This window comes from Stenotrophomonas sp. 10N36, from assembly GCF_056395005.1.
In genome coordinates, this window is record NZ_JBFTIS010000001.1 from 26,968 (window position 1) to 49,064 (window position 22,097).

20 protein-coding genes are annotated in these 22,097 nt (G+C 64.1%); 8 read left to right on the forward strand and 12 right to left on the reverse strand.

The window, feature by feature from the left end; translation table 11 throughout:
* Window positions 1-153: 153 nt before the first annotated feature.
* The 10 genes from AC1DCJ_RS00140 to AC1DCJ_RS00185 form a co-directional block, all read right to left on the reverse strand.
* Window positions 154-1,299 (reverse strand): hypothetical protein, encoded by a 1,146-nt coding sequence (locus AC1DCJ_RS00140; RefSeq protein WP_137189329.1) that lies wholly within the window; start codon window positions 1,297-1,299, stop codon window positions 154-156.
* 93 nt (window positions 1,300-1,392) lie between these two features.
* On the reverse strand, window positions 1,393-2,385 hold the full coding sequence (locus AC1DCJ_RS00145; RefSeq protein ID WP_478069799.1) for a glycosyltransferase: 993 nt from the start codon (window positions 2,383-2,385) through the stop codon (window positions 1,393-1,395).
* On the reverse strand, window positions 2,382-3,158 hold the full coding sequence (locus AC1DCJ_RS00150) for a WecB/TagA/CpsF family glycosyltransferase (RefSeq protein ID WP_161578700.1): 777 nt from the start codon (window positions 3,156-3,158) through the stop codon (window positions 2,382-2,384). The genes AC1DCJ_RS00145 and AC1DCJ_RS00150 overlap by 4 nt, the downstream gene beginning before the upstream one ends.
* A gap of 2 nt (window positions 3,159-3,160) precedes the next feature.
* Window positions 3,161-3,805, reverse strand: a complete 645-nt coding sequence (locus tag AC1DCJ_RS00155) for a glycosyltransferase family 32 protein (protein WP_137189326.1) — start codon at window positions 3,803-3,805, stop codon at window positions 3,161-3,163.
* Complete coding sequence (locus AC1DCJ_RS00160; RefSeq protein ID WP_478069800.1) at window positions 3,802-4,917, reverse strand: polysaccharide pyruvyl transferase family protein; 1,116 nt, start codon at window positions 4,915-4,917, stop codon at window positions 3,802-3,804. Before AC1DCJ_RS00160 ends, AC1DCJ_RS00155 begins: the two co-directional genes overlap by 4 nt.
* Window positions 4,914-6,302, reverse strand: coding sequence for a Coenzyme F420 hydrogenase/dehydrogenase, beta subunit C-terminal domain (locus AC1DCJ_RS00165; protein WP_320487878.1), 1,389 nt, complete (start codon window positions 6,300-6,302; stop codon window positions 4,914-4,916). Before AC1DCJ_RS00165 ends, AC1DCJ_RS00160 begins: the two co-directional genes overlap by 4 nt.
* Window positions 6,299-7,579 carry an oligosaccharide flippase family protein gene (locus tag AC1DCJ_RS00170; RefSeq protein WP_137189323.1) on the reverse strand — a complete coding sequence of 427 codons (1,281 nt, stop codon included), beginning with the start codon at window positions 7,577-7,579 and terminating at the stop codon, window positions 6,299-6,301. Before AC1DCJ_RS00170 ends, AC1DCJ_RS00165 begins: the two co-directional genes overlap by 4 nt.
* 191 nt (window positions 7,580-7,770) lie before the next feature.
* A complete protein-coding gene (locus AC1DCJ_RS00175) occupies window positions 7,771-9,984 on the reverse strand; it encodes a polysaccharide biosynthesis tyrosine autokinase (RefSeq protein WP_478069801.1) in 2,214 nt (737 codons plus the stop codon).
* Between the two features lie 60 nt (window positions 9,985-10,044).
* Complete coding sequence (locus AC1DCJ_RS00180) at window positions 10,045-10,479, reverse strand: low molecular weight protein-tyrosine-phosphatase (protein WP_137189321.1); 435 nt, start codon at window positions 10,477-10,479, stop codon at window positions 10,045-10,047.
* Window positions 10,480-10,620: 141 nt separating this feature from the next.
* Window positions 10,621-12,105, reverse strand: a complete 1,485-nt coding sequence (locus AC1DCJ_RS00185) for an undecaprenyl-phosphate glucose phosphotransferase (RefSeq protein ID WP_478069802.1) — start codon at window positions 12,103-12,105, stop codon at window positions 10,621-10,623.
* 319 nt (window positions 12,106-12,424) lie between these two features.
* Between AC1DCJ_RS00185 and galE the strand changes: the two genes are divergently transcribed.
* A complete protein-coding gene (galE, locus tag AC1DCJ_RS00190) occupies window positions 12,425-13,459 on the forward strand; it encodes a UDP-glucose 4-epimerase GalE (RefSeq protein ID WP_478069803.1) in 1,035 nt (344 codons plus the stop codon).
* Window positions 13,460-13,487: 28 nt separating this feature from the next.
* On the opposite strand, the gene kdsA is transcribed toward galE, so the two are convergent.
* The gene (gene kdsA / locus AC1DCJ_RS00195; protein ID WP_478069804.1) at window positions 13,488-14,333 is read right to left on the reverse strand and encodes a 3-deoxy-8-phosphooctulonate synthase; all 846 of its coding nucleotides are present in this window, start codon (window positions 14,331-14,333) and stop codon (window positions 13,488-13,490) included.
* 186 nt (window positions 14,334-14,519) lie between these two features.
* Between kdsA and amaB the strand changes: the two genes are divergently transcribed.
* The 7 genes from amaB to AC1DCJ_RS00230 all read left to right on the forward strand — a co-directional run bounded on the left by amaB (window position 14,520) and on the right by AC1DCJ_RS00230 (window position 21,004).
* Window positions 14,520-16,052 (forward strand): L-piperidine-6-carboxylate dehydrogenase, encoded by a 1,533-nt coding sequence (gene amaB / locus AC1DCJ_RS00200; protein ID WP_128095711.1) that lies wholly within the window; start codon window positions 14,520-14,522, stop codon window positions 16,050-16,052.
* The gene (locus AC1DCJ_RS00205; protein WP_478069805.1) at window positions 16,052-16,825 is read left to right on the forward strand and encodes an SDR family NAD(P)-dependent oxidoreductase; all 774 of its coding nucleotides are present in this window, start codon (window positions 16,052-16,054) and stop codon (window positions 16,823-16,825) included. The genes amaB and AC1DCJ_RS00205 overlap by 1 nt, the downstream gene beginning before the upstream one ends.
* Window positions 16,826-16,910: 85 nt before the next feature.
* Complete coding sequence (locus tag AC1DCJ_RS00210) at window positions 16,911-17,195, forward strand: DUF4190 domain-containing protein (RefSeq protein ID WP_038688720.1); 285 nt, start codon at window positions 16,911-16,913, stop codon at window positions 17,193-17,195.
* 7 nt (window positions 17,196-17,202) lie between these two features.
* Complete coding sequence (locus AC1DCJ_RS00215; RefSeq protein WP_137189316.1) at window positions 17,203-17,973, forward strand: class I SAM-dependent methyltransferase; 771 nt, start codon at window positions 17,203-17,205, stop codon at window positions 17,971-17,973.
* Between the two features lie 9 nt (window positions 17,974-17,982).
* A complete protein-coding gene (locus AC1DCJ_RS00220; RefSeq protein WP_137189315.1) occupies window positions 17,983-19,038 on the forward strand; it encodes a quinone-dependent dihydroorotate dehydrogenase in 1,056 nt (351 codons plus the stop codon).
* A complete protein-coding gene (gene murB, locus AC1DCJ_RS00225) occupies window positions 19,035-20,084 on the forward strand; it encodes a UDP-N-acetylmuramate dehydrogenase (RefSeq protein ID WP_137189314.1) in 1,050 nt (349 codons plus the stop codon). The genes AC1DCJ_RS00220 and murB overlap by 4 nt, the downstream gene beginning before the upstream one ends.
* A gap of 32 nt (window positions 20,085-20,116) precedes the next feature.
* Entirely contained in the window at window positions 20,117-21,004 is an 888-nt protein-coding gene (locus AC1DCJ_RS00230; RefSeq protein ID WP_478069806.1) for a DMT family transporter, read from the forward strand.
* 45 nt (window positions 21,005-21,049) lie between these two features.
* Here the strand turns inward: AC1DCJ_RS00230 and AC1DCJ_RS00235 are convergent, their stop codons facing one another.
* Complete coding sequence (locus AC1DCJ_RS00235) at window positions 21,050-22,069, reverse strand: phosphotransferase (RefSeq protein ID WP_478069807.1); 1,020 nt, start codon at window positions 22,067-22,069, stop codon at window positions 21,050-21,052.
* Between the last annotated feature and the right edge of the window lie 28 nt (window positions 22,070-22,097).

A 22,097-nucleotide genomic window follows, 5' to 3' on the forward strand; every position in this document is an offset into this window, starting at 1 on the left:
GCCGCATGGCGGGCAATCCCACCCTGCCCCAGCGCCATGCAACAACAGCACAACCCTTCGCACGAACCACGGACTCAGCGAGCGCCGGCATAGCGTGACCGGTGCTCGCATCACTGGCCGCAGGCGCGAGTCCCGCAGCCTCCAGTGAGCCGCTTATTGGGTCTGCAGTGGCTGAGTATCGTGGGGCTGCGTCTCCATCGGTCGGCGAAGGCCCATCGCGAGCGCGAGCGCCAGGCTGACGAACACACTGTTCATCGCCGAAACAGACAACGCCGAACTGCACACGATACCCAGGACGACCACCACCTCGATACGGCTGTAGCCGCTTTTCTTCAGCGCCATCACCATGAATGTCAGCAGGAACAGCAGGCCGAGAATGCCGTGATCGAACACCGCTCTCAGGAAGTAAGAGTGCAGGATCACCGAATAACAGTGGCCGTCCCCGGAGAAACTGAACAGGTCCTCATAGTAGGACAGGCTCTGGCAGGAATAGCTCGACAGGGGCGTCAGCGGCATACTGCCCAGCAGGAACTTCCACGCGGGCCAATGCGCCACCTCGCCCAAGAACACCATCATGAAGTTGTAGCGGTCGATGGACTGGATGCCCCCACCGTCGGACCGCAGCACAAAAATTGCCACTGCCACGCCTCCCAGCGCAAGCAGGCCGGCCATGTAGAAGAAGGTTCGCAGCGTCAAGCGATTCAGGAACACGCCATAGAAGAGCACCAGCAGCGCCAGCACCGAGCTACGGGAGCCGGACAGGCCGATGATCGCCACAAGCACCGCAAACCAGAGAACCATCCGTCGGCCGAGATCATTCCGGAGGATGTAGAACATCAGCATCAGGAAGATCAGTTCGAAGTTGTTCTCAACGTACAAACCCGGTCTGCTCCCCATGCGCGGCGTGAGATCCAACGCAATCGAGTACGCGTACTTGGCCAGGAACATCACCAGCAGCCACTTCAGCAGTTTCACCGCGGATGAGCGCGAAAACACATTGGCACCGAAGAACAGGCAAAGCGGCGCGATGTAGAAGAAGGCTTTGTAGGCTTGGGCAAAATCGAGGATGTGCGCCGGCTGGAAAAGCAGCATCAGTACATACGATATGCCGACATAGAGGACGGAGCCGATGAAGAACGCGATCACCGAACGCTTTGGTATCTTTACGATCAGGGCGGCACACACCAGCAGCACGCATTCAAACATCGCGTTTGCGGGAAGGACGTTGTAGGACAGCGGGCTGAACAGACCGACCAGCCCAATGAGCAGGAAAGAGTAAAAGAATACGCGTGCCGACAAGCGCGCCCTCAACGTACGCATACATATCCCTCTGGATGCAGCTCAGCAACACGGCTGGCGTAACAGCATTGAAACAGGCTCGCTCTCGAGCAGTCAGGCATTGCGCGCATCACGCACCCTCTTTGCCAGGGAAACGACCAGCGGCAGGAAGAAGCAGCCTGCCGCGGTGGCACCTATGTAGATTCTGGACGCCGGGGAAAACTGGGCGGTGAACCGGGAGCGACGCGCCGCCGGAATCCGACGGTACATCGTCATCGAATCCCTGTAGCACTGCATGTAGCTCGCCCAGGAGCATCCCTTGCCCAAGCCACCTGCATAGCGTGGCAAGGAGTAGAAGAACAGCTCTTTGATGACCGAGGGACCGATGCGAGCATCATCCTGGTCGCCATTGTCCATCAGATGCGACAGTGCCACGATCAGGTCAGGGTGGCGGCTGAAGTTTCCGTGGATGCTTGACGATGCACGCACCCCGTATCTGTAGCGAACCTGCCGGTCAAACGTGATCTTCCTCGCGCGGGAGAGCCAAAGCGGCACGACCGCGAGATCCTCATGGATCACACCTTCAAGGAACGCATGACCGGATTGAAGATACAGCTCGCGCCGGACAATCTTGTTCCAGGCGCTATGACCATAGACATCGAATCGCGAGATCTTCTCCGGCGTGCCGTCGATACCGGGCGCGGCCGGCAGGTACTGGCCCAGGGAGCGCCCCGTGTCTACATCCACACGTTCGTAGCCAACCAGTACCAGGTCGGCGTCTCCCGCGAGCTGCAGGAGAAACGCAGGGGCGGATGCAACGATGAGAAGGTCGTCGACGTCGACAAACCACAGATATTGCCCGACAGCCGCCAGCGCACCGATGTTCTTGGCCCTGCCCTGGCCTCCATTGGGCACATGCAGCACCGCGACGGAGGGCTGATGGAGCGCCATCTCATCCAGCAGGCGGCCGGTCTGATCGGTGGATCCGTCATTCACGAACAGGAGCTGGACCTGGCCGGTGGCAAGCAACGGCGCCACCGAATCGACGAAGGTGTCGAGATATGCCTCACCGTTATAAACGGGGACAACAATGGACAACAGGCTCACGGTTCTGCCCCGGGCAACGCCGGACCGCGCGCCATGCGCAGGCGAAGATCCGCAACAACAAAGGGAAGGTATTCGATAAGGTACCGGCGCCAGAGACGGCCGGGCTCACGGAACAGCCGGTAGGGGGCACGCAGATTGAACCGATTCACCCACTCCGGATAGTACTTTACCCCGCCGTCAAGGGCCTGATCCAGATAGCCTCCGCACGTAAATCCGAGCCCCTTCCACCCGGAGTTCCTCAGGCCAAGAAGAAAACGCTCCTGATGGGGCGCGCCCATGCCACAGATCACGACATCCACGTTCAACGCCCGCAGCCTGTCGTAGCACGCATGGACCTCGTCCTCGCCGTTGAAGAAGCCCGAGCGCGCGTACGCGACATCTACGTCAAACTCTGCGGCGAAGACTGCCGCCGCTCGTTGAGCGACGCCATCCACACCCCCCACCAGCGCAACCTTAAGCGCATGCGTGTGACAGAAGGCGAACACTTCCGGGGCCAGGGAATTACCATCGAAGGATTCACGGACGATGACGCGGCCAAGTTGCCGGCTTGCACTTGATGCAAGCAGGTTTCCATCGGGCAGCAGGACATCCATTTCAGCCAGATCAGAGGCGTAGCCGGGCCGATCGATCGTCATGCGAACCGCATGAGGATTGACGAAGCTGATCAACAATGCGCGATCGCCGGAGGCCTTGAACGCACGCCAGTCATCGTGCCGCCGCCCCAACAGGGCAGTCAGTCGCTGCAGCGCTGCAACCGCTTCAGAGGTGTCCACCATCAGAATCCCAGTTTCTTCAGGGCGCGGGACGCAAAACTCTGGCGCCACGACTTGCCCCAGTGATGGATTGCGTACGTGTTCTCGGTGATGCTCGAGAACATCAATTCCTTGACCGGGCGACTGGCATCGTAGGGGTTGTAGGGATAGAAGTGCTCTTCTGACAGGATCGAAACTGTCGAAGGATCACCGGAAGCAACCGACGCCATCGCCACTTCAGGGGCGATCAGGTACGGCTTTCGGGCAGCAAAGCGCTCATCGATCAGCCGCATGCACTCACGAGGCAACCAGTGCCCCGGGACGGATCCGATGACGCCGGTGGTGGGCCGGCCAGGTGCCTCCAGACCCAGGAAGCAGCCATGGCCCAGAAGTGGATCGAACGACTTCACAACCTCAATATCTGCATCAAGGTAGATGCCACCCTCGTCGGCGATGGCGCGCAGCCGGATATAGTCCGACAAAAAGGCCCACTGTTTCTTCTTCAGGCAGTGCTGCAGGAAGGGGGTGTCGAACTGCGTGGACGATTCATCCCAACGCACGATGCGATAGCCCGGCAGCTTCTCCGCCCATGTATCGATGCATCGGCTGTACAGCGGCGGCAACGCATTGCCCCCGAACCAACAGTAGTGGATGGTCTTTGGAATCACGATACGGGCTCCTTTGCCAGCGCCCCAAGCAGAAACGCCTTCGAGTGCTCCCGAAGATCCGCGACACGCTGATTCACACGTTGGTAGTCGATCGGCTCAAGCTCAACCGCCCCGAAGGCTGGACTGGCCGAGGCGTCGCATAACCTGTCTTCAAGGCCGAGCATTGCCAGAAGTGATTTGAAGCGCGTAAGCCCACGCCCGGCATTGCCGATGGCGACAAACTGCTTTTCGAAGATGATGGAGAAGATCATGCCATGGTAGGAATCGGTCACGACAAAATCCGCGTCACGGAAGCGGCGCGCCCATTGACCGATATTCACGTACCCAGTCAGATCCGTCTCCGGCTCGGCGAGGGTGATCGTGTCCAGCTGCTGCGCCCGCTGGACGGCGTCGATGATGCACTGCTTCGTTGCGGATCGATCAAGCACATAGGCATACAAGCCTCCAGCGCTGTTTCCGGGCGCCAACTGCTGGATGACACGTTCATGGAACGCCCGCTCGACCAGCAGCGTCGGGTCCAGCACATGCACCGCATCTTTCCTTGCGAAGCGTTGCCCGCAAAGCGCGACGCCCGAATCTTCACGGACCGATACCGAATCAAACTCCCCAAGCAGCCGTGTAACCTGCGCCACCTTTCCATCATCGGCCCATTGATCCGTACCAAACGAAGCGGCATACGAAATCCGTCGCACAGACGAATTCTGCAGGAACGACAGAAAATAGGCGTCGTAAGCCCCGTCGTCGATGTAATCCAACCGCCACACCTGGTCGCTTCCCACAATGACGGCATCCAGACCAAGTCGCGCGCTTTCCGCAGCGAGCTGGGATGGGGTACGACTGACACCGGACTGGATCGGCAAGAACGCCTGCATGAAGCCGGCGTGCTTGCGCAGCTTCAGGAATTGGCTGCGATAGTTGGCTATGTTCTGGCCCGGAATGCGCTTCAATGCGGCTATGACGGCCAACTTCCACGCCGCCTTGTGATGCTCCTTGCGCAGCAGAATAGGCTGGTATCCCTGCTCGCTCAGGAACGCATACAGCGCCGCAACCTGGACGATACCGCCGTAGTTGGAATGCAGCGGGAGGGTGAGCAGGCCGATTCGGCGAGTCATGATTTCTTCCTCAAGGGTCGGAGGACCAGTGACTGCAGCATGGCCCGCAATGTACGGTACGTTCTGCGCAGAAGCTGACCATTCTGATAGTTGTAAAGCACGTCGTAGGGCAGCAGTCGCAGGAAGAACCACCCAAGCCCGCCCCCTTGCTTGGCCTCTTTCAGGGCCCGGTGGGAGACCTGGGAAAGGCGCATGCGAGTGACGTAAAGACGCCTTCTCATGGGCTCCAACCCACCGTCGCCGGCCTGGACGCGTTTGCGGGGACGCCAGATGCCACGCGAATCCATATGGGCAAGGCGAACCTGGAGCCCTTCGTTGCGATGACGGAAGGTTGCCGCCTGCGACTGGTGGATCTTGCCGGGGTCGATCGGATCAAGCGAAATTTCGCCCCGTGCGCTCGCGCCCGCGAGCAGCGCTGCGATGACAGGATGGCGCACGATCACCACGTTCGTTCCGAGGCTGTCCTTCACATACTCCGGCAGCCATGCATCGCCCATGACAACATCGGCGGTCTCGCAGGCAACGTCATCACAGAAATCGCAGGCCAGCGGCTTGAACAGGCCCAGCCCCCAGTCCGAGCCGTACAGGCGGAAGTTCTCCGTGCGCGCAACCTTCGTATTGGACCGTACTTCGATCGAGTAATCATTGGCCGGGCGGGACGTGTCCTTGACGCGGAAGTCCACATCGCTCACCGCGTCGGGATGAATGCCCAACTGCCACCCGAACGATTCCACAAAGCCTCGCGACTTGAGATGACCGCAGAAAATACCAACGAAGTACTTGAGTTTTCCCTGCAGCAGCGGATCGGTCTCGGCAGCCAGGCGCAGCGCCTTGATATGGCAAGGAACACCGGTAATGGCGAACGTCCGCGTGGTATCGGCGCGCACCTGCTCCAGCACCTCGTGGAACCCCGTGGGGTAGTAGATCGACTTGACCCGCGTCCGCAGTTGATCCACGGAACTGGAAATCAGGTACTCGAAAATGCCGTCGCTGGCGCCACGCCCGACGTGGATGACCGCATCGACCTCACCACGAGTGAGCAGTTCTTCAAGCACCCACGAGGTGAGACCGCCGGAGCTGCCCGAAAGACGATGCGGCCCGGTGATCGCATGGCCGGCATGCAGATCCGAGTAGAAGCCCGTCGAAGGATGATGCGAGATGCCCTGCAGCCCCCCGAACAGCTCCTCGGCCAGGACCGTCTCATTCCTCTCGGTCCCGAACGGACACGTCTCTGCAGACAATGATTCCAGGGCCGGATGGGACGGTTGTGGCATGCCAACGTCGTTGATGGACATCTGCACACCGCTAGCCGCCATTGCGCAACCGCCGCAGCCAACGCAGTAGCCGCCCTTGACGATCTGCCCAAGTGAAACTGCCTGGTTCATGCGGGGTCGCTCTTGCTGAATGAACGGTGGGCGGTGTAGCAGTACAGGCCCACCAACAGTGCTTCGGTCGCAATGGCAGCCTGGATTGCGCCCTGCATGCCAAACCGGCTGATCAGAAGATGGTTCAGTACGAGATTGCAGACCGCTACCAGCCCCATGATCCGGATCTTCACCCGCATCAGGTTGCCCGTGCTGAGAATCGCACCGGCACTGGTGGCAACGAAGCGCATCGGAATGCACGGTGCAAGCCACATGAGCACCCACGCGGCTTTCACATATTCTTTGCCGAACAACAGGGGCACCAGATACTGAGCAAGCAGGGCCGTACAGACCGCCGCGGCAAGCCCTAGAAGGAGCATGTACTTGTTGCCGGCACGATAAGCCGCGCGGAACGCGGCCCGATCCTGGAATGCCCAGCGGTGAAGGCGCGGCATCATCAGCTTCTGGTAGATCGTGGTGGGCAGCAGGTACAGCGCGGCCAGGATGGTGACCGCCACGCCAAAGGTCGCAGTAGCCTCGGGCCCCAGGTGGTGGCTGATGAAGAGAATGCTGCTCTGGAAGTAGACCAGGAAGAACAGGTTGCCCAGACCGAATGCCCAGGTCTCCGATGCCACGGCCAGAATGCCCGGCTGCTCCAGAACCACCGGGTCGGTGGGTCGCTCGTGCCCCACCACGCCCATGCGCCCGGTCGCAAGCGCGACCATGTTTGGAATGCCGGCAAGCACCAGCAGGCCGCCCACCAGCGCGTACAACCACGCCAGGGTAACTGCATCCAGACCTTGGCCTGCCAACAGGACGCCGACCACCACGAGGAACCTGACCACCTGCGGCAACGTCTGCCAGACCATTAGTGGAACCGGCTTTTCCTCAAGCAGGAACCGCGTGGTGACCACCTCGATGCTGGCCACGGAGAGAAGGCTGGTGGACAGGATGAGCAGGCACCACGCCGTCGGGTCTTCAACGCCCAGCCCGACTATCGCCCAGGCCGCCACGCCGGCAATCGTGATCACGGTGCTCAACGCGCAGAACATGAACGTCGGACGGATCCAGCGCATGGCATGCCAGCCCTCGCGCCCGAATACCTTCAGCCAGAACGCTTGAAGCCCAAAGGCGGTCAGCGGTGACACGATGTTGATCGTTGTGAACGCCGCCATGAAGATGCCGTACTCCCGCGGCCCCAGTACGCGCGCGGCGAGTATCTGGGTGAGGAACGTCAGCCCGGCGCCCACGATGGTGAACAGACCGATGACGGAAACGTGCTGGATGGAACGTTTCATTGTGTATGACTTCAAACCGCGTATGCGTGCGGGGCAAGGCCCTGCCAGAGAGGATGCCGCGACTGCCGCGCAGACATGCAGTTGCCTGGTTCACTACCGGCCGCCGCCGATGCAACGCGCTCGCGCGGCAACGGGGCCGGACACAGCGTGGGTCAGGCCGGGCGCGCACCCCGGCCTCCCGCGCCACCGCCTCAGGAAGAGGTGGACTTGTACTCGTAGTACCCGTAGCTGTAGTAGCCGGTTGCGCGGCGCTGCACTGCGTTGAAGATCGCGCCCTTGATACGGACGTTGTTCTGCTCGAAGCGGCGTTTGGCCAGCGCAAGCTCCTTGGCCTGGTTCAGCCCGAAACGGGCCACCATCAGGCAGGTGCCAGCGTGGTGCGCAATGATTGCCGCATCGGTCACCGCCAGGATTGGCGGCGTATCGACAATGACGATGTCGTACTGCGGGGCCAGCTCTTCCAGCAGACGCGTGAAGTTGGAATGCATCAACAGCTCGGACGGGTTCGGCGGCACGTCGCCCCGGGCGATATAGCTCAGGTTGTCCAAGCCGGGCAGCGTGCGGATGACCTCGGAACGCTCGGCCTTCCCAACCAGCAGATCCGACAGGCCCGGCGTCTGTGTGGTGCCGAGCGCCTTGTGCAGGGTGCCCTTGCGCATGTCGGCGTCGATCACCAGGACCTTCTGCCCGGCTTGCGCGATGACGGCGGCGAGGTTCGAGGAAACGAACGTCTTGCCCGCATTCGGGCTGGCACCGGAAATCAGGACGATGTTGTTCTTGGCCTCCAGCCGTGCGAAATGCAGGCTGGTACGCAGGCTGCGCACGGCTTCGATGGCCAGGTCGGCAGGATCCTTCACCGCAAGCAGATGCAACTTCCCATCCGCGCGGAACTTGCCCCGCACCGAGTCACCCTGCTGCTGCACGCTGACCGGGATGGAGGCGTATACGGGCAGCCCAAGCTCCTCGATCTGCGCCGGGTCTTCCACGCCGCGATTCAGCAACTGCTTGAGCAGCACCATGGCAACCGAGAGGAAGGCGCCCAGCGCCGTACCGATCAGCACCACGATCGCCTTGCGAGGCTTCACCGGCGTGGTTGCATCCACTTCGGCGGCATCAATGATGCGCACATTACCGACCGTGCCTGCACGCGCCACATCCAGCTGTTGCGCCTGATTGAGCATGCCCGTGTACATCTCATTGCTCACCTGCAGATCGCGGGTGAGTCGCAGCAACTGCTGCTGGGCTTCGGGCAACTGCTTCACCTGGCCCTGGAAATTGCTCTTGCGCCCTTCCAGCTCGCCCACCTGGCGCATCAGTGCCTGGTAGGCCGGGTGATCGCGGGTGAACTTTCGATCCATCTCGGCCTGCTGCAGGCGCAGTTGCTGGATGCTGGTCTCGACCGCAACCTCCTGGTCCAGCAGGCCCTTGGTCTGCAGGGTAAGGTCGACCGAATTGGCCTTGGTCTGGTAAGCGCTCAGTGCCTTCTGTGCTGCATCCACCTGGCTGCGAACGTTCGGCAGCTGCTCTTTCACGAAGGCCAGCTGGGCCGACGCTTCGGCCGAGTTCCGTTCCACGTTCTGGCGCACGTAAGCCTGCGCTACCTGCTGCAGGAAACTCTGTGCCAGTACGGGATCGGCGCTCTCATACGCCAGGGTGAGGATGCCCGAGTCCTTGCCGGATTCGCTGACGCCGATATCACGCTGAAGATTGTTGATAACGGTCAGGTGGCGCTGGCGCATGAGGTCAAAGCGCATGCCCGGATGCGCGCGCAGCACAGCAACCTGCATCTTCACGCCACCGCCGGTCGCGAGCGCACCGACCTGCCCCTTCAACAGACGGTCCCCATCGTCATCAAGCAGCTCGTAGGTGCCCTTCTCCCCGACAACGAGCGTCATCTCGCGCGCCAACTGCGCGCGCGGGACGTCAAACTGGAAGATATCGAGCTTTTCACCGCCCCAGCCAAAACGACGCATGCCAAAGCGCACGTCGGCCAATGCCTCCGGATCCCTGGCCTCCGCCTTGCGGGCAAGATAATTGCCGATCAGCGGGAAACGGTTCGGCTCAACGCTGACATCCAGCTTCAGCGCATCAACGGCACTGCCGACGACCGACCGGGACGTGATCAATGCAATTTCTGTGGAGGCCTCCGCCGCGCCGCCGCTCATGCCCAGCGACTGGCTTACATCCGCCAACCCCGGAAGAGACGGCACCTTCGACTCGACCTGCACGATCGCATCGGCACGATAGATCGGCGTTGCCAGCAGTGCGTACGCGGCAGACACCAGGAAGAACACGAGGGTGATGGAGATGATCCACCACTTGTAGTCCACCAGCGTGCCCAGCAGCTGCCGCAGGTCAATCTCGTCGTTGTCGTCTTGTGCGGAATTGCGTGAATCAGTTGTCATGGGGAATAGGCATCAAGGCAAAAAAGGTTTAGGGGCAATGGAACGTGCAAGAGGCGCGCATCAAAGATGCCGCGACCAACTCTCCACGCCCTCGGCCATGAGCTTGTACACGTGCTCGAACGCGGGGCGCTGCTGGCGGTAGGGATCGGGAATTTCCCGGTCCTGCTGCCACTTGCCCAGCAGGAAGGTCTTGCCGGATGCCTCGGGGGCGATCTCCGCGATGCGCCGGACGTGCTTGCGCTCCATGGTCAGCACCAGATCGGCCGAGCCCAGGATCGCACCGTTGATCTGACGGGCGCGATGCGCCACACCGTCCAACCCTCGTTCCAGCAACAGCTCCTGCGCGGTGGCATCGATGCCGTGGTCGACCAGCGCGCCGAGTCCCGCGGACGACACCTGGATGTCTTTGCCGGCGACGGCTTGGCGTAGCATCACTTCGGCCGATGGGCTACGGCAGATGTTGCCGACACACACAAAAAGAATGTTTTTGAACACTACCTGGATTCCATAACAGTTCGCGCAGGCCACGACGTGCGTACAACACTCAGCCAGTCGCACAGGTTACCGCACGACGCACGCAGTGGCACAGTTTTTTTCATCAAATCATTGACTTAGGTCGCTAAATCGCCCTTCGCCTCAGTACGCTGACTTCTGGCCAAAGACCTTGAAGACCGTCATCACGATGATCCGGGCATCCAGGGTGGGGCTCCAGCGGCGGATGTAGTCGATGTCGTACTGAACCCGCTTTTTCATCGACCGCAGCTCCGGGGTTTCGCCGCGCAGGCCGTGCACCTGCGCCCATCCGGTGATGCCCGGCTTGACGTAATGACGGTGCATGTAGCGCTCGATCAGCCGTTCATAGTGATTGTTGTGCTGAATGGCGTGCGGCCTGGGGCCCACCACCGACATGCTGCCACCGAGCACATTGAAGAACTGAGGCAGTTCGTCGAGGCTGGAGCGCCGCAGGAACGCACCGAAACGCGTCACCCGCGGATCATTGCGGGTGGCTTGGGTGATCTTCTCGGCGTGTTCGGCATGTACCCGCATGGAACGGAACTTCAGCATCCAGAACTCTTTCCCGCCCAACCCGTGGCGCTTCTGCCGGAAGAGTATCGGCCCCGGCGAGCTCAGCTTGACCCCGATAGCAAGCAACGCCAGCAGCGGCGAAAGCAGCACCACGGCGATGCTGGCAACGAACAGATCCTCGATCCGCTTGCCCAGCTTGAACTTCTGGTCCACCAGGCCTTGGCGAACGCCAATCATCGGCACGCCACCCACCTCGTGCACGCCCGGATTCAATGCCCCCAGGCCGGTGGTATCGGGAATCAACCGGACCGGAACCGGGAACCGCTCGATGTTCTTCAGCATTGCCTTGATCTGGACGGCGCTGCCCATCGGCATGGATACCCACAGTTGATCAAAGTCTCCCGCATGGGCCGCCATGTACGCCGGCAGATCCTCCACCGCACCCAAGCGATGCGGCCAGCCATTGCGCCGCCCACCGGCGATGTCGTGGGCGCCGGCAAAGTAACCGATCACCTCTTTGCCCAGCTCCGGCTTGCCGCGAAGCAGCCGATGCAGCTTCAACGCGGGCGCGCGCAGCCCCACCAACAGCACTCGCTCCCTGTCCAGCCCGCGCGCACGCAGCCGGTGCAGCTGCACCCTGAGTACCACCCGCACTCCGGTCATGGCCAACAGGCCGGCAACGAACCAGCCCACCAGCCAAAGCGCCGGCACGGCGTCGGCCACGTCGATCAGCATGGCGTACATGGAGAACAGCGCGAACACCGAGGTCCACGCCATAAGCAGGATCCAGAGATCGGCCAGCAATCCCCGGGCCCGCCAGTTTCGATACATTGGGGCAATGGAGAAGCACACGATGGCGCTCAGCAACACCGCGCCAAAGATGACCTTCTGCTCATGGGTGGGGGCCGCCCATCCATAACGCAGGAAATGGGTGGCAACAGCAGCCACCGGCACCGCCAGGAAATCGCCCAGACGCAGCCCCAACTCAAGTGCGGCTCTCGCCTCACCGCGGCGCGCTCGAATCCGACTACCCGTGTCGGCCAGCCCTTCTACAGATCCTTGTAGCATGTACCGCTCCTTTTTCTCCGCACTCATTCCGCATCCTGATACGAGCCGACGCCAAAGGCTCCGTATCGGCCGTCTTGCGCGCACACAATCAAGTATTGTAACCAGATTGTGACGGAACTTAACGGAATTTCTCGCCGTTTGCGAAGCCGACTGCCTGAATAGGCACGGTTTGTGCAGGGGCCGACCCAAGCACATGCGCCTGCCGCTTCATGAAGAGGCTCGTCACGACGCATGCCACCCTTGAGCCCGGCCCTGCAAGGCGGGCAAGTCGGTCTGTTAACATCCCATCCCCACGATCCGCCCGGGCAACTGCCCGGCGCCCTCCAGCACTCAAGGAAGAGCTCTTTTGCAGGACGTACTCATCTGCGGCGGCGCCGGCTACATCGGCAGCCATATGGCCCAATGGTTGGTCGAACATGGCCACAGGGTCACGGTGCTGGACAACCTTTCAACCGGGCACCGCGCAGCCGTGCGCTGGGGCGAACTCATTACGGCGGATCTGATGGATCCCGCAGCGCTTGAGCGAGCCTTCCACGGGCGACGCTTCGACGCGGTCATGCACTTCTGTGCGCGGTCACTGGTCGGCGAATCGGTCGCCGATCCTTATGGCTACTACAGCAACAACGTTACCGGCACCTTGAACCTCCTCGAGGCGATGCGTCAGCACGGGGTGGATAAGCTGGTTTTCTCGTCGACCGCAGCAGTGTTTGGCCACCCGGCCACCGCCGTGATCGACGAGGAGCACCCCACGGCGCCGATCAACCCCTATGGGGCCAGCAAGCTGATGGCCGAGCGCTTCCTGGCCGATGCCGCGACAGCCTACGGCCTTCGCTCAGTGACCCTGCGCTACTTCAACGCCGCGGGTGCCCTGCCCGAACACGGGATCGGCGAAGCGCATGCGTGTGAAACACACCTGATACCCAACGTCCTGCGTACCGCCTTGGGCAAGGGGCCGCCACTGAAGGTGTTCGGCAGCGACTACGACACCATCGACGGCACCTGCGTGCGCGACTATGTGCATGTCCAGGACCTTGCCCAAGCCCACGCATTGGCGTTGGAATTCATGAAGCACCAGGAGGGCGCCCATGCCTTCAATCTCGGCAACGGCCGCGGCTTTTCGGTAAAGCAGGTCATCGCTGCGGCGGCAGCCGTAGCGGGCGCCCCCATCCCATGCACCATGGCCCCGCGCCGTGCGGGCGACCCGGCCTCACTGGTGGCATCCAGTACCAAGGCGCGCGAACTGCTTGGCTGGCGACCACGCTGGACGGAACTGACCCCGATCATCGAAAGCGCATGGCGCTGGCATCGTGACCCGCCTGACTGGTCTCCCGACAGCCCGCCGCTGGAGCAGGCAGCAGTCAATGCCGAAAGGCAGCCCTGATCCCAGGGCCGCCCTTACCCGGACTGGATCAGCCGATGTCCAGTTCCGGGAAGCCCTTGACCAGTTCATCCACGGCCTTGATCTGACCCAGGAAGGCTTCCAGCGCAGCCAACGGCAAGGCACTCGGGCCGTCGCAGCGCGCATGATCCGGATCGGGATGCGCCTCGAGGAACAGGCCCGCAATGCCGAGGGCCATGCCTGAACGCGCCAGCTCTGCAACCTGACGGCGACGACCACCGGACGCCTCGCTGCCGGCATCGCGGCGCTGCAGACTGTGGGTGACGTCGAAAATCGCCGGCAGCCCGCCTGTCGATTCAATCATCTCGCGGAAACCGAGCATGTCCACGACCAGGTTGTCGTAGCCGAACTGTGCCCCGCGCTCGCAAAGAATGATGTTCTCGTTGCCCGCCTCACGGATCTTGGGCACGATGTGCTTCATCTGGGTGGGACTGAGGAACTGCGGCTTCTTGATGTTGACCGCGCGACCGGTCTCGGCGATCGCGACCACCAGGTCGGTCTGACGCGCGAGAAACGCGGGTATCTGCAGTACGTCCACGACCTCGGCAACGGGCGCCGCTTGGGCGACCTCGTGCACGTCGGTGATCACCGGAACGCCGAAGCGACGCTTGACCTCCTCGAAGATGCGAAGCCCCTCCTCCAGGCCAACGCCCCGGAAGGACGTGATCGACGAGCGGTTGGCCTTGTCGAACGAGGCTTTGAAGACATACGGGATGCCAAGCTTGGCGGTAACCGTGGTGAAGTGTTCGGCCGCACGCAGGGTCGAATCGAGGTCTTCCAGCACGTTGAGGCCGCCAAACAGCACGAACGGCAAACGATTGCCGACCACCACACCTTCCGCAACGGTAACGTTCATTCAGACTCCTGGGGCAAGACGACCGACCACGACTGAAGCCGCTTGCGGTCAATGGCCCATTCTAGCGGCTGCGTGCCAGGCCCGGGTACGGGCATATGGCGCCGGTCTGCTAAAATCCGTGTTCTGCATGCCGCACCCCCACCCTGCCAGCGGCTGCGCCCTTTTTGATACGCAACAGGAGTTTGCATGTCCTCTGATCTGCTCAAGGCCCTCGGCCTGGACGCGACCAACGCTGGCACCTACCTCGGCAATGGCGAGTGGTCCACCGCCACCAGCGCCGGTCTGATCACCCCGGTCAATCCGACCACCGGCGAGGCGATCGCCCAGGTCCACGCCACCACCGACGCCGACTACGAAACCATCGTGGCCCGCGCCCAGGAAGCCTTCAAGGTATGGCGTACCACCCCGGCCCCACGCCGTGGCGAAGCCGTGCGCCTGTGCGGCGAAGCGCTGCGCGCCCACAAGGACGCACTGGGCTCGCTGGTCGCGCTGGAAATGGGCAAGAGCAAGCCCGAGGGCGACGGCGAAGTGCAGGAGATGATCGACATCGCCGACTTCGCCGTGGGCCAGAGCCGCATGCTCTATGGCTACACCATGCATTCCGAGCGCCCCGGCCACCGCATGTACGAGCAGTACCAGCCGCTCGGCCTGGTCGGCATCATCAGCGCGTTCAACTTCCCGGTCGCGGTGTGGGCCTGGAACTCCTTCCTGGCCGCGATCTGCGGCGACGTGTGCATCTGGAAGCCGTCCAACAAGACCCCGCTGACCGCCATCGCTTCCATGCGCATCTGCAATGAAGCGCTGCGCGGCGCCGGCTTCCCGGACATCTTCTTCCTGATCAACGACGCCGGTACCGAGCTGTCGCAGAAGATGGTGGCCGACAAGCGCGTGCCGCTGATCAGCTTCACCGGCTCCACCCAGGTGGGCCGCCAGGTCGCCGAGAAGGTCGCCCACCGCCTGGGCCGCTGCCTGCTGGAGCTGGGCGGCAACAACGCCATCATCCTGGACGAAACCGCCGACCTTAAGCTGGCCATCCCGGGCATCGTGTTCGGCGCGGTCGGCACGGCCGGCCAGCGCTGCACCACCACCCGCCGCCTGATCGTGCACGAATCCATCCATGACGACGTGCTGGCCACGCTGGTCAAGGCGTACAAGCAGGTGGAAGGCAAGATCGGCGACCCGACCGACCCGGCCAACCTGATGGGCCCGCTCAACAGCGACGGCGCCGTGCAGCAGTTCCTGGCTTCGATCGAGAAGGCCAAGGCCAGCGGCGGCACCGTGGAAACCGGCGGCACCCGCATCGACCGCGCCGGCAACTTCGTGCTGCCGGCCATCGTCACCGGCCTGAAGAACAGCGACGAAGTGGTCCAGCACGAGACCTTCGCCCCGATCCTGTACGTGATGAAGTACAGCACCCTGGACGAAGCCATCGACATGCAGAACGGCGTGCCGCAGGGCCTGTCCTCGTCGATCTTCACCACCAACCTGAAGGTGGCCGAGCGCTTCCTGTCGGCGGCCGGCTCGGACTGCGGCATCGCCAACGTCAACATCGGTACCTCCGGTGCGGAAATCGGCGGTGCGTTCGGTGGCGAGAAGGACACCGGCGGTGGCCGTGAGTCCGGCTCGGATGCGTGGAAGGTCTACATGCGTCGCCAGACCAACACCATCAACTACTCCGATTCGCTGCCGCTGGCCCAGGGCATCAAGTTCGACCTGTGATGCCCACGCCCGCTGCCCCTTCGCTGGATTTCGCCGGCCGCCGGGTACTGGTGGCTGGCGGCAGCAAGGGCATCGGGCGCGCCATGGCGCTGGCGTTCGCTGCGGCGGGCGCCCGCGTGTCGGTCTGCGCCCGCGGTGAGCCCGGGCTCACCGCGCTGCGCGCCGATGCCCAGGCCCTGGGCCTGGACATCCACACCGCATCGGCCGACCTCGGGGTGCTGGACGACATCGGCCGCTGGCTGGCCGATGCCGCCCACGCGCTGGGCGGTATCGATGTGCTGGTCAACAACGCCACCGGCTACGGCATGGCCGACGATGAAGCCGGCTGGGAAGCCAGTCTGGGCATCGATCTGATGTCGGCGGTACGCGCCTCGCGTTTGGCCCTGCCCTGGCTGCAGCAGTCCAGCGACGCCTGCATCCTCAACCTGGCCTCGATCGCCGCGCTGCAACCGCGACCGGGCGCCGCTCCGTATGCCGCGGCCAAGGCCGCACTGATGCACTACACCACCTCCCAGGCACTGGCGCTGGCCCCGCAGCGGATCCGCGTCAATGCCATTGCCCCGGGCTCGATCGAGTTCGAGGACGGCCTGTGGGCCCGTCGCCGCGAGCACGACCCGGCGCTGTACCACGCCACGCTGGCCAAAATTCCGTTCGGTCGCTTCGGCCAGCCGAAGGAAATCGCCGATGCCGCCCTGTTCCTGTGCTCGCCGCTGGCGCGCTGGATCACCGGCCACACCTTGAACGTCGATGGTGGCCAGGTCCTGATGGGCTGAGGCCTGCCGGGTTGCACGCCGCCCGCGCCGATGGGCTAATCCCGGCGCAGGCACTATCATGGGCGCTCTGCCATGGAGGAAACGGATGAACCAGCCCTATCGACAGACCAGCTCGCTGGCCGTAGTCAGCTTGATCATGGGCATCGTCGGCTGGACGGTCTTTCCGTTTCTCGGCAGTCTCATTGCCATCGTCACCGGCCACATGGCACGCGCGGAAATCCGCCGCCAGCCGCAGGCGCTGGAAGGCGACGGCCTGGCGGTCGCCGGACTGGTGCTGGGTTGGCTGGCGGTGATCGGCAGCATCCTGGTAGTGGTGGGTTTCGTGCTCTTCTTCGGTGGATTGGCCCTGTTTGCCGCATCCCAATCGTGAGGTCCCCATGAGTGCATCGGATTCGACCGAACGCTTCAGCAGCCGCGTCGCCGACTACGTCCGCTACCGCCCCGATTACCCGCCGGCCCTGCTGGACTGGCTGCATCACGATATCGGCGTGCCCACCGAGACCCTGGTCGCCGATATCGGCGCCGGTACCGGCATTTCCACCCGTCTGTTCCTGGCCAGCGGCCACCCGGTCATCGCGGTGGAGCCCAATGCGGCCATGCGCGCCGCCGCCGAGCAGTGGCTGACCCCTGATTACCTGCGCCTGAAACTGGTCGACGGCACCGCCGAGGCCACCACCCTGGCCGACGACAGCGTTGGTCTGGTCGCCGCCGCCCAGGCCTTCCACTGGTTCGATACCGCCGCGGTGCGCCGCGAGTGGTCGCGCATCCTGCATCCCGGTGGGATGGCGCTGGTGTTCTGGAACTCCCGCCTGCTGGACGCCTCGCCGTTCCTGATCGGCTACGAGCAACTGCTGCTGGAGTTCGGCACCGATTACACCCAGGTGGCCGAGCGCTACCAGGATGACGACGCCATGCGCGCCTGGTTCGGCGCGGGCCTGCGCGGCCTGGCCAGCTTCCCCAACGTGCAGCGCATGGACCTCGACGGCCTGCGTGGGCGCCTGCTGTCCTCGTCCTACGCGCCGCAGGCCGGCCATCCCCGCCATGCGCCGATGCTGGAGGCGCTGCAGCAGTTGTTCGATGCCCACGCCGTGGACGGCCAGGTTGCCTTTGAATACCAAACCCGTGCCTTTGTCGGCACGCTGGACTGATAGAACGCCATGTACTCGCTTGCCCGCCCCTTCCTGTTCGCCTTCGATGCAGAGCGCGCCCACGGCCTTGGCCTGAACGGCCTGGAGCTGGCCTACCGCACCGGCACCACGCCCCTGCTGGCCGGTCGTATCGCGCCGCTGCCCACCAAGGCCTTCGGCCTGGAGTTCCCCAATCCGGTTGGCCTGGCCGCCGGGCTGGACAAGAACGGCGAGCACATCGATGCCCTGCTGGCGCTGGGGTTCGGCTTCGTCGAAATCGGCACCATCACCCCGCGTCCGCAGGAAGGCAATCCGAGACCGCGGCTGTTCCGGCTGCCGGCCCACCAGGCCATCATCAACCGCATGGGCTTCAACAACCTCGGCGTGGATGCACTGGTGCGCAATGTTGAACGGGCCAAGCGCCGCCACGGGCTGCTCGGCATCAACATCGGCAAGAACAAGGACACGCCGAACGAGCAGGCGTTCGACGACTACCAGCACTGCCTGCAGAAGGTGTATCCACTGGCCGACTACATCACCGTCAACATCTCCTCGCCGAACACGGCCGGGCTGCGCGAGCTGCAGGAAGAAACGGCGCTGCGCCAGCTGATCTCGCAGCTGCGCGACAGCCAGGAAAACCTCGCCGCCAAGCATGGCCGGCGCGTGCCGATGCTGGTCAAGGTGGCGCCGGACCTGAGCGATCGCGACATCGATGCGGCCGCCCGCGTGCTCAGCGAATTGAAGGTGGACGGCGTGATCGCCACCAACACCACGATCGACCGCAGTGCGGTGGCCGGTGACCCGCGCGCGCAGGAGGCTGGTGGCCTGTCCGGAGCGCCGCTGCTGGGCCAGTCCACGCTGGTCCTGCGCCGGTTGCGCGCACGCCTGCCCGAGTCGATGCCGCTGATCGGCGTCGGCGGCATCCAGTCCGGTGCCGACGCGGTGGCGAAGATGTCCGCCGGCGCGGCCCTGGTGCAGTGCTACAGCGGCCTGATCTTCCGCGGCCCGGCCCTGGTGCAGGACTGCGTTGAAGCCATCCGCCGACGCCGCGAGGCCCCCAGCCGCGGTGCGGTTGCCCCCCTATGAGTAACGCAATGCCTGCCTGGACCCTGACTGAGAACGCGTCGCTGAAGGCGCTCAACACCTTCCACGTGGAGGCAAGCGCGGCACAGCTGCTGGAGCTGCACGACCCGTCGCTGCTGCCGGATGTACTGGCGCTGCCGCAGGTCGCCGACGCGCCGCTGCTGGTGCTGGGCAGTGGCAGCAACGTGCTGCTGGCCGGCAACGTGGAGGGCACGGTCCTGGTGTTTGCCAACCGCAGCATCGAGATCCTCGAACACCGCGCCGACCACACCGTGGTCCGTGCCGGCGCCGGGGTCAGCTGGCATGGGCTGGTGATGTGGTCGCTGCAGAACGGGCTGTCCGGGCTGGAGAACCTGGCGTTGATTCCCGGTACGGCCGGCGCGTCCCCCATCCAGAACATCGGCGCGTACGGCGTGCAGGTGGACGAGTTCATCCAGACCGTGGAAGCCTGGGACCGCGAGACCGCTGCGTGGGTCCGGCTGGATCCCGAGGCCTGCCAGTTCGGCTACCGCGACAGCGTGTTCAAGCAGATGCCGGAGCGCTACCTGATCACCGCGATTGAACTGCGCCTGCCCTTGCTGCACGCGCTGCGCCTGGGCTATGCCGGCATCACGGAAGAGATGCAGGCCATGGGTGTGGAATTGCCGGTGGCCGCCGATGTGGCCAACGCGGTGATCAACATCCGCCGCCGCAAGCTGCCCGACCCGGACGTACTGGGCAATGCCGGCAGCTTCTTCAAGAACCCGGTGCTGCCGCTGGAACAGGTGGAGGTGTTGCTGCAGCATTTCCCCGACCTGCCGGTGTACCCGGCCGACCAGGACACCCGGCGCAAGCTGTCGGCGGCCTGGATGATCGAGGCCTGTGGCTGGAAGGGCTACCGTGACGGCGACGCCGGCGTGTCGCCGCACCACGCGCTGGTGCTGGTCAACCATGGCACCGCCACCGGCGAGCAGCTGCTGGCGCTGGCGCGGCAGATCTCGGCCTCGGTACTGGAGAAGTTCGGCGTACCGATCGAACCGGAGCCGCGCCTGATCGGCGCGCAGTGGTGACCCCGCCACTCGCCCTGCCCGCCCCTACTCCAATGCGTGCGGCACTGCTGATGCTGGGCAGCACGCTGGCCTTCGGGCTGATGGCGGTGGCCATCCGCTATGCCACCCGCTCGGTGCCCACCCAGGAAGTGGCGTTCTTCCGCAACGCCTTCGGCCTGATGGCCCTGGTGCCGATGCTGCTGCGCCCCGGTCGCGCGTCGCTGAAGACCCAGCAGCTGCCGCGCTACCTGCTGCGCAGCACGATCGGCCTGGCGTCGATGCTGTGCGCGTTCTGGGCGATCGGCCACCTGCCGATGTCGCAGGCCATCTCGCTGTCCTACTCCACGCCGCTGTTCGTCACCATCGCCGCGGTGCTGTGGCTCGGCGAGACCGTGCGCGCGCGACGCTGGGCGGCCGTGATCATCGGGTTCATCGGCGTGCTGATCATCGTGCGGCCGGGCTCGACCAGCTTTACCCCCGGCACCCTGGTGGCGGTGCTGGCCGCGGTACTCAGTTCGCTGGTGGCGATCCAGATCAAGCAGCTGACCCGGGTGGACAGCGCCGATGCCGTGGTGCTCTACACCTACGTGTTCTGGGTGCCGCTGTCGCTGGTTCCCGCGCTGTTCGTCTGGGTGTGGCCGACCGGCATGGCCTGGGTGTGGCTGGCCGCCACCGGCCTGTTTGGCACGGTGGGCCAGCTGCTGTGGACGCGGGCGCTGCGCCTGGGCGAGGTCTCCGCACTGACCCCGATCAGCTTCATGCAGTTGCCGCTGGTTGCCGTGCTGGGCTGGCTGCTGTTCGGCGAAACCCTGGACCGCTGGACCGTGATCGGTGCCGGCATCATTCTGGGCGCCAATGCCTACATCGCCCATCGTGAAGCGGTACTGGTGCGGCGCGCGGCCTCGCAGGCCGCATCAGCCGGCGCCAAACCAGGCGAGTAGAGCCACCCCGATGCCGGTCGCACGGCAGCCACCCATGGGATGGCGTTACCCCGTTTGCCCGGTGGCCGCCATCCAGCTGCGCGCCGCGCTGTCGACCACGTTGCCCGGCGCGAACTGCTCTTCCATGTAGCGAACCGCCTGGCGCCGTTGCGCCGGCGGGCGCGATGCGGCACCCGGCTCCAACAGCAGGTCATGGAACTCCTGTACGTCATGCAGGATGCGCCAGTGCCGGTAATAGGCCAGGCGCTCGAGGTCGATGCTCACCTCGCCGTAGCCCTCACCGAAGCCCGGCGGGTCATCGCGCCCCCAACGCCCGCCCACACCCGCACCGACGAACATCAGGTCGCGCTCGCGCGGGGCCAGCAGCATGTCGTCCCAGTCGATCAGGCACAGCCCCTGGTCGGCACGCAGCAGCAGGTTGCCGGCGTGCAGATCGCCATGACACAGCACCCGCGCCCATGCCCGGCTCTGAAGCCGTTCACGCAGCTGCGCGCAGCGCTGCCAGACCTCGCCAATACGCGGCCGATGCTGCTGCCACGCGCGCAGGAACTGCGCGGCGAGATCATCACGCACAGGCCAGCGCGCGTCGGTGCGATGCAGCCACGCACCCACCCGCTCCACCGCGGTGTCGTCATCGAAATGGGGCTGCGCCAGCCCGGCGCGGAGGTCATCCGGCAAGGGCGTGTCGTGCACCTGCCGCAGCACTGCTCCCAGCCGCCGCCACTGCGCCTGCGACAGCGCCGACTCGAACCCGGATTGACCCTCGACATAGGCAAACAGCGTCCACTGCAGGCCGTCCATGCGCAGTGCCGGGGCGCCCTCCAGGGTGGGCTGTGGCGCGGCGATCTCGTCCAGGCCGCGCTGGCTGCGCAGGTACTGCAGCACCTTCCACACGGTCTCATCGACCGCGTAGCGCCGGCACTTCAGCCACCACCGCGCGCCATCGCGTGCGATCACCTGGTACACAGTGGCGCCCGCATCGGCACCGGTCGGCCGTTGTACCACCATGTTGGCCTGCACGCCCCATGCCTGCGACAACGCCAGGCCAATCTGGGACGTGGACAATTCCTGAGGATGCAGCATCAACCCGCCG

Bases quoted from the DNA above. Each gene is read 5' to 3' on its own strand.
- AC1DCJ_RS00160 (WP_478069800.1), bottom strand. From the start codon at position 4,917: ATGACTCGCCGAATCGGCCTGCTCACCCTCCCGCTGCATTCCAACTAC.
- AC1DCJ_RS00165 (WP_320487878.1), bottom strand. From the start codon at position 6,302: ATGAACCAGGCAGTTTCACTTGGGCAGATCGTCAAGGGCGGCTACTGC.
- AC1DCJ_RS00170 (WP_137189323.1), bottom strand. From the start codon at position 7,579: ATGAAACGTTCCATCCAGCACGTTTCCGTCATCGGTCTGTTCACCATC.
- AC1DCJ_RS00175 (WP_478069801.1), bottom strand. From the start codon at position 9,984: ATGACAACTGATTCACGCAATTCCGCACAAGACGACAACGACGAGATT.
- AC1DCJ_RS00185 (WP_478069802.1), bottom strand. From the start codon at position 12,105: ATGAGTGCGGAGAAAAAGGAGCGGTACATGCTACAAGGATCTGTAGAA.
- kdsA (WP_478069804.1), bottom strand. From the start codon at position 14,333: ATGAACGTTACCGTTGCGGAAGGTGTGGTGGTCGGCAATCGTTTGCCG.
- amaB (WP_128095711.1), top strand. From the start codon at position 14,520: ATGTCCTCTGATCTGCTCAAGGCCCTCGGCCTGGACGCGACCAACGCT.
- AC1DCJ_RS00205 (WP_478069805.1), top strand. From the start codon at position 16,052: ATGCCCACGCCCGCTGCCCCTTCGCTGGATTTCGCCGGCCGCCGGGTA.
- AC1DCJ_RS00210 (WP_038688720.1), top strand. From the start codon at position 16,911: ATGAACCAGCCCTATCGACAGACCAGCTCGCTGGCCGTAGTCAGCTTG.
- AC1DCJ_RS00215 (WP_137189316.1), top strand. From the start codon at position 17,203: ATGAGTGCATCGGATTCGACCGAACGCTTCAGCAGCCGCGTCGCCGAC.
- AC1DCJ_RS00220 (WP_137189315.1), top strand. From the start codon at position 17,983: ATGTACTCGCTTGCCCGCCCCTTCCTGTTCGCCTTCGATGCAGAGCGC.
- murB (WP_137189314.1), top strand. From the start codon at position 19,035: ATGAGTAACGCAATGCCTGCCTGGACCCTGACTGAGAACGCGTCGCTG.
- AC1DCJ_RS00230 (WP_478069806.1), top strand. From the start codon at position 20,117: ATGCGTGCGGCACTGCTGATGCTGGGCAGCACGCTGGCCTTCGGGCTG.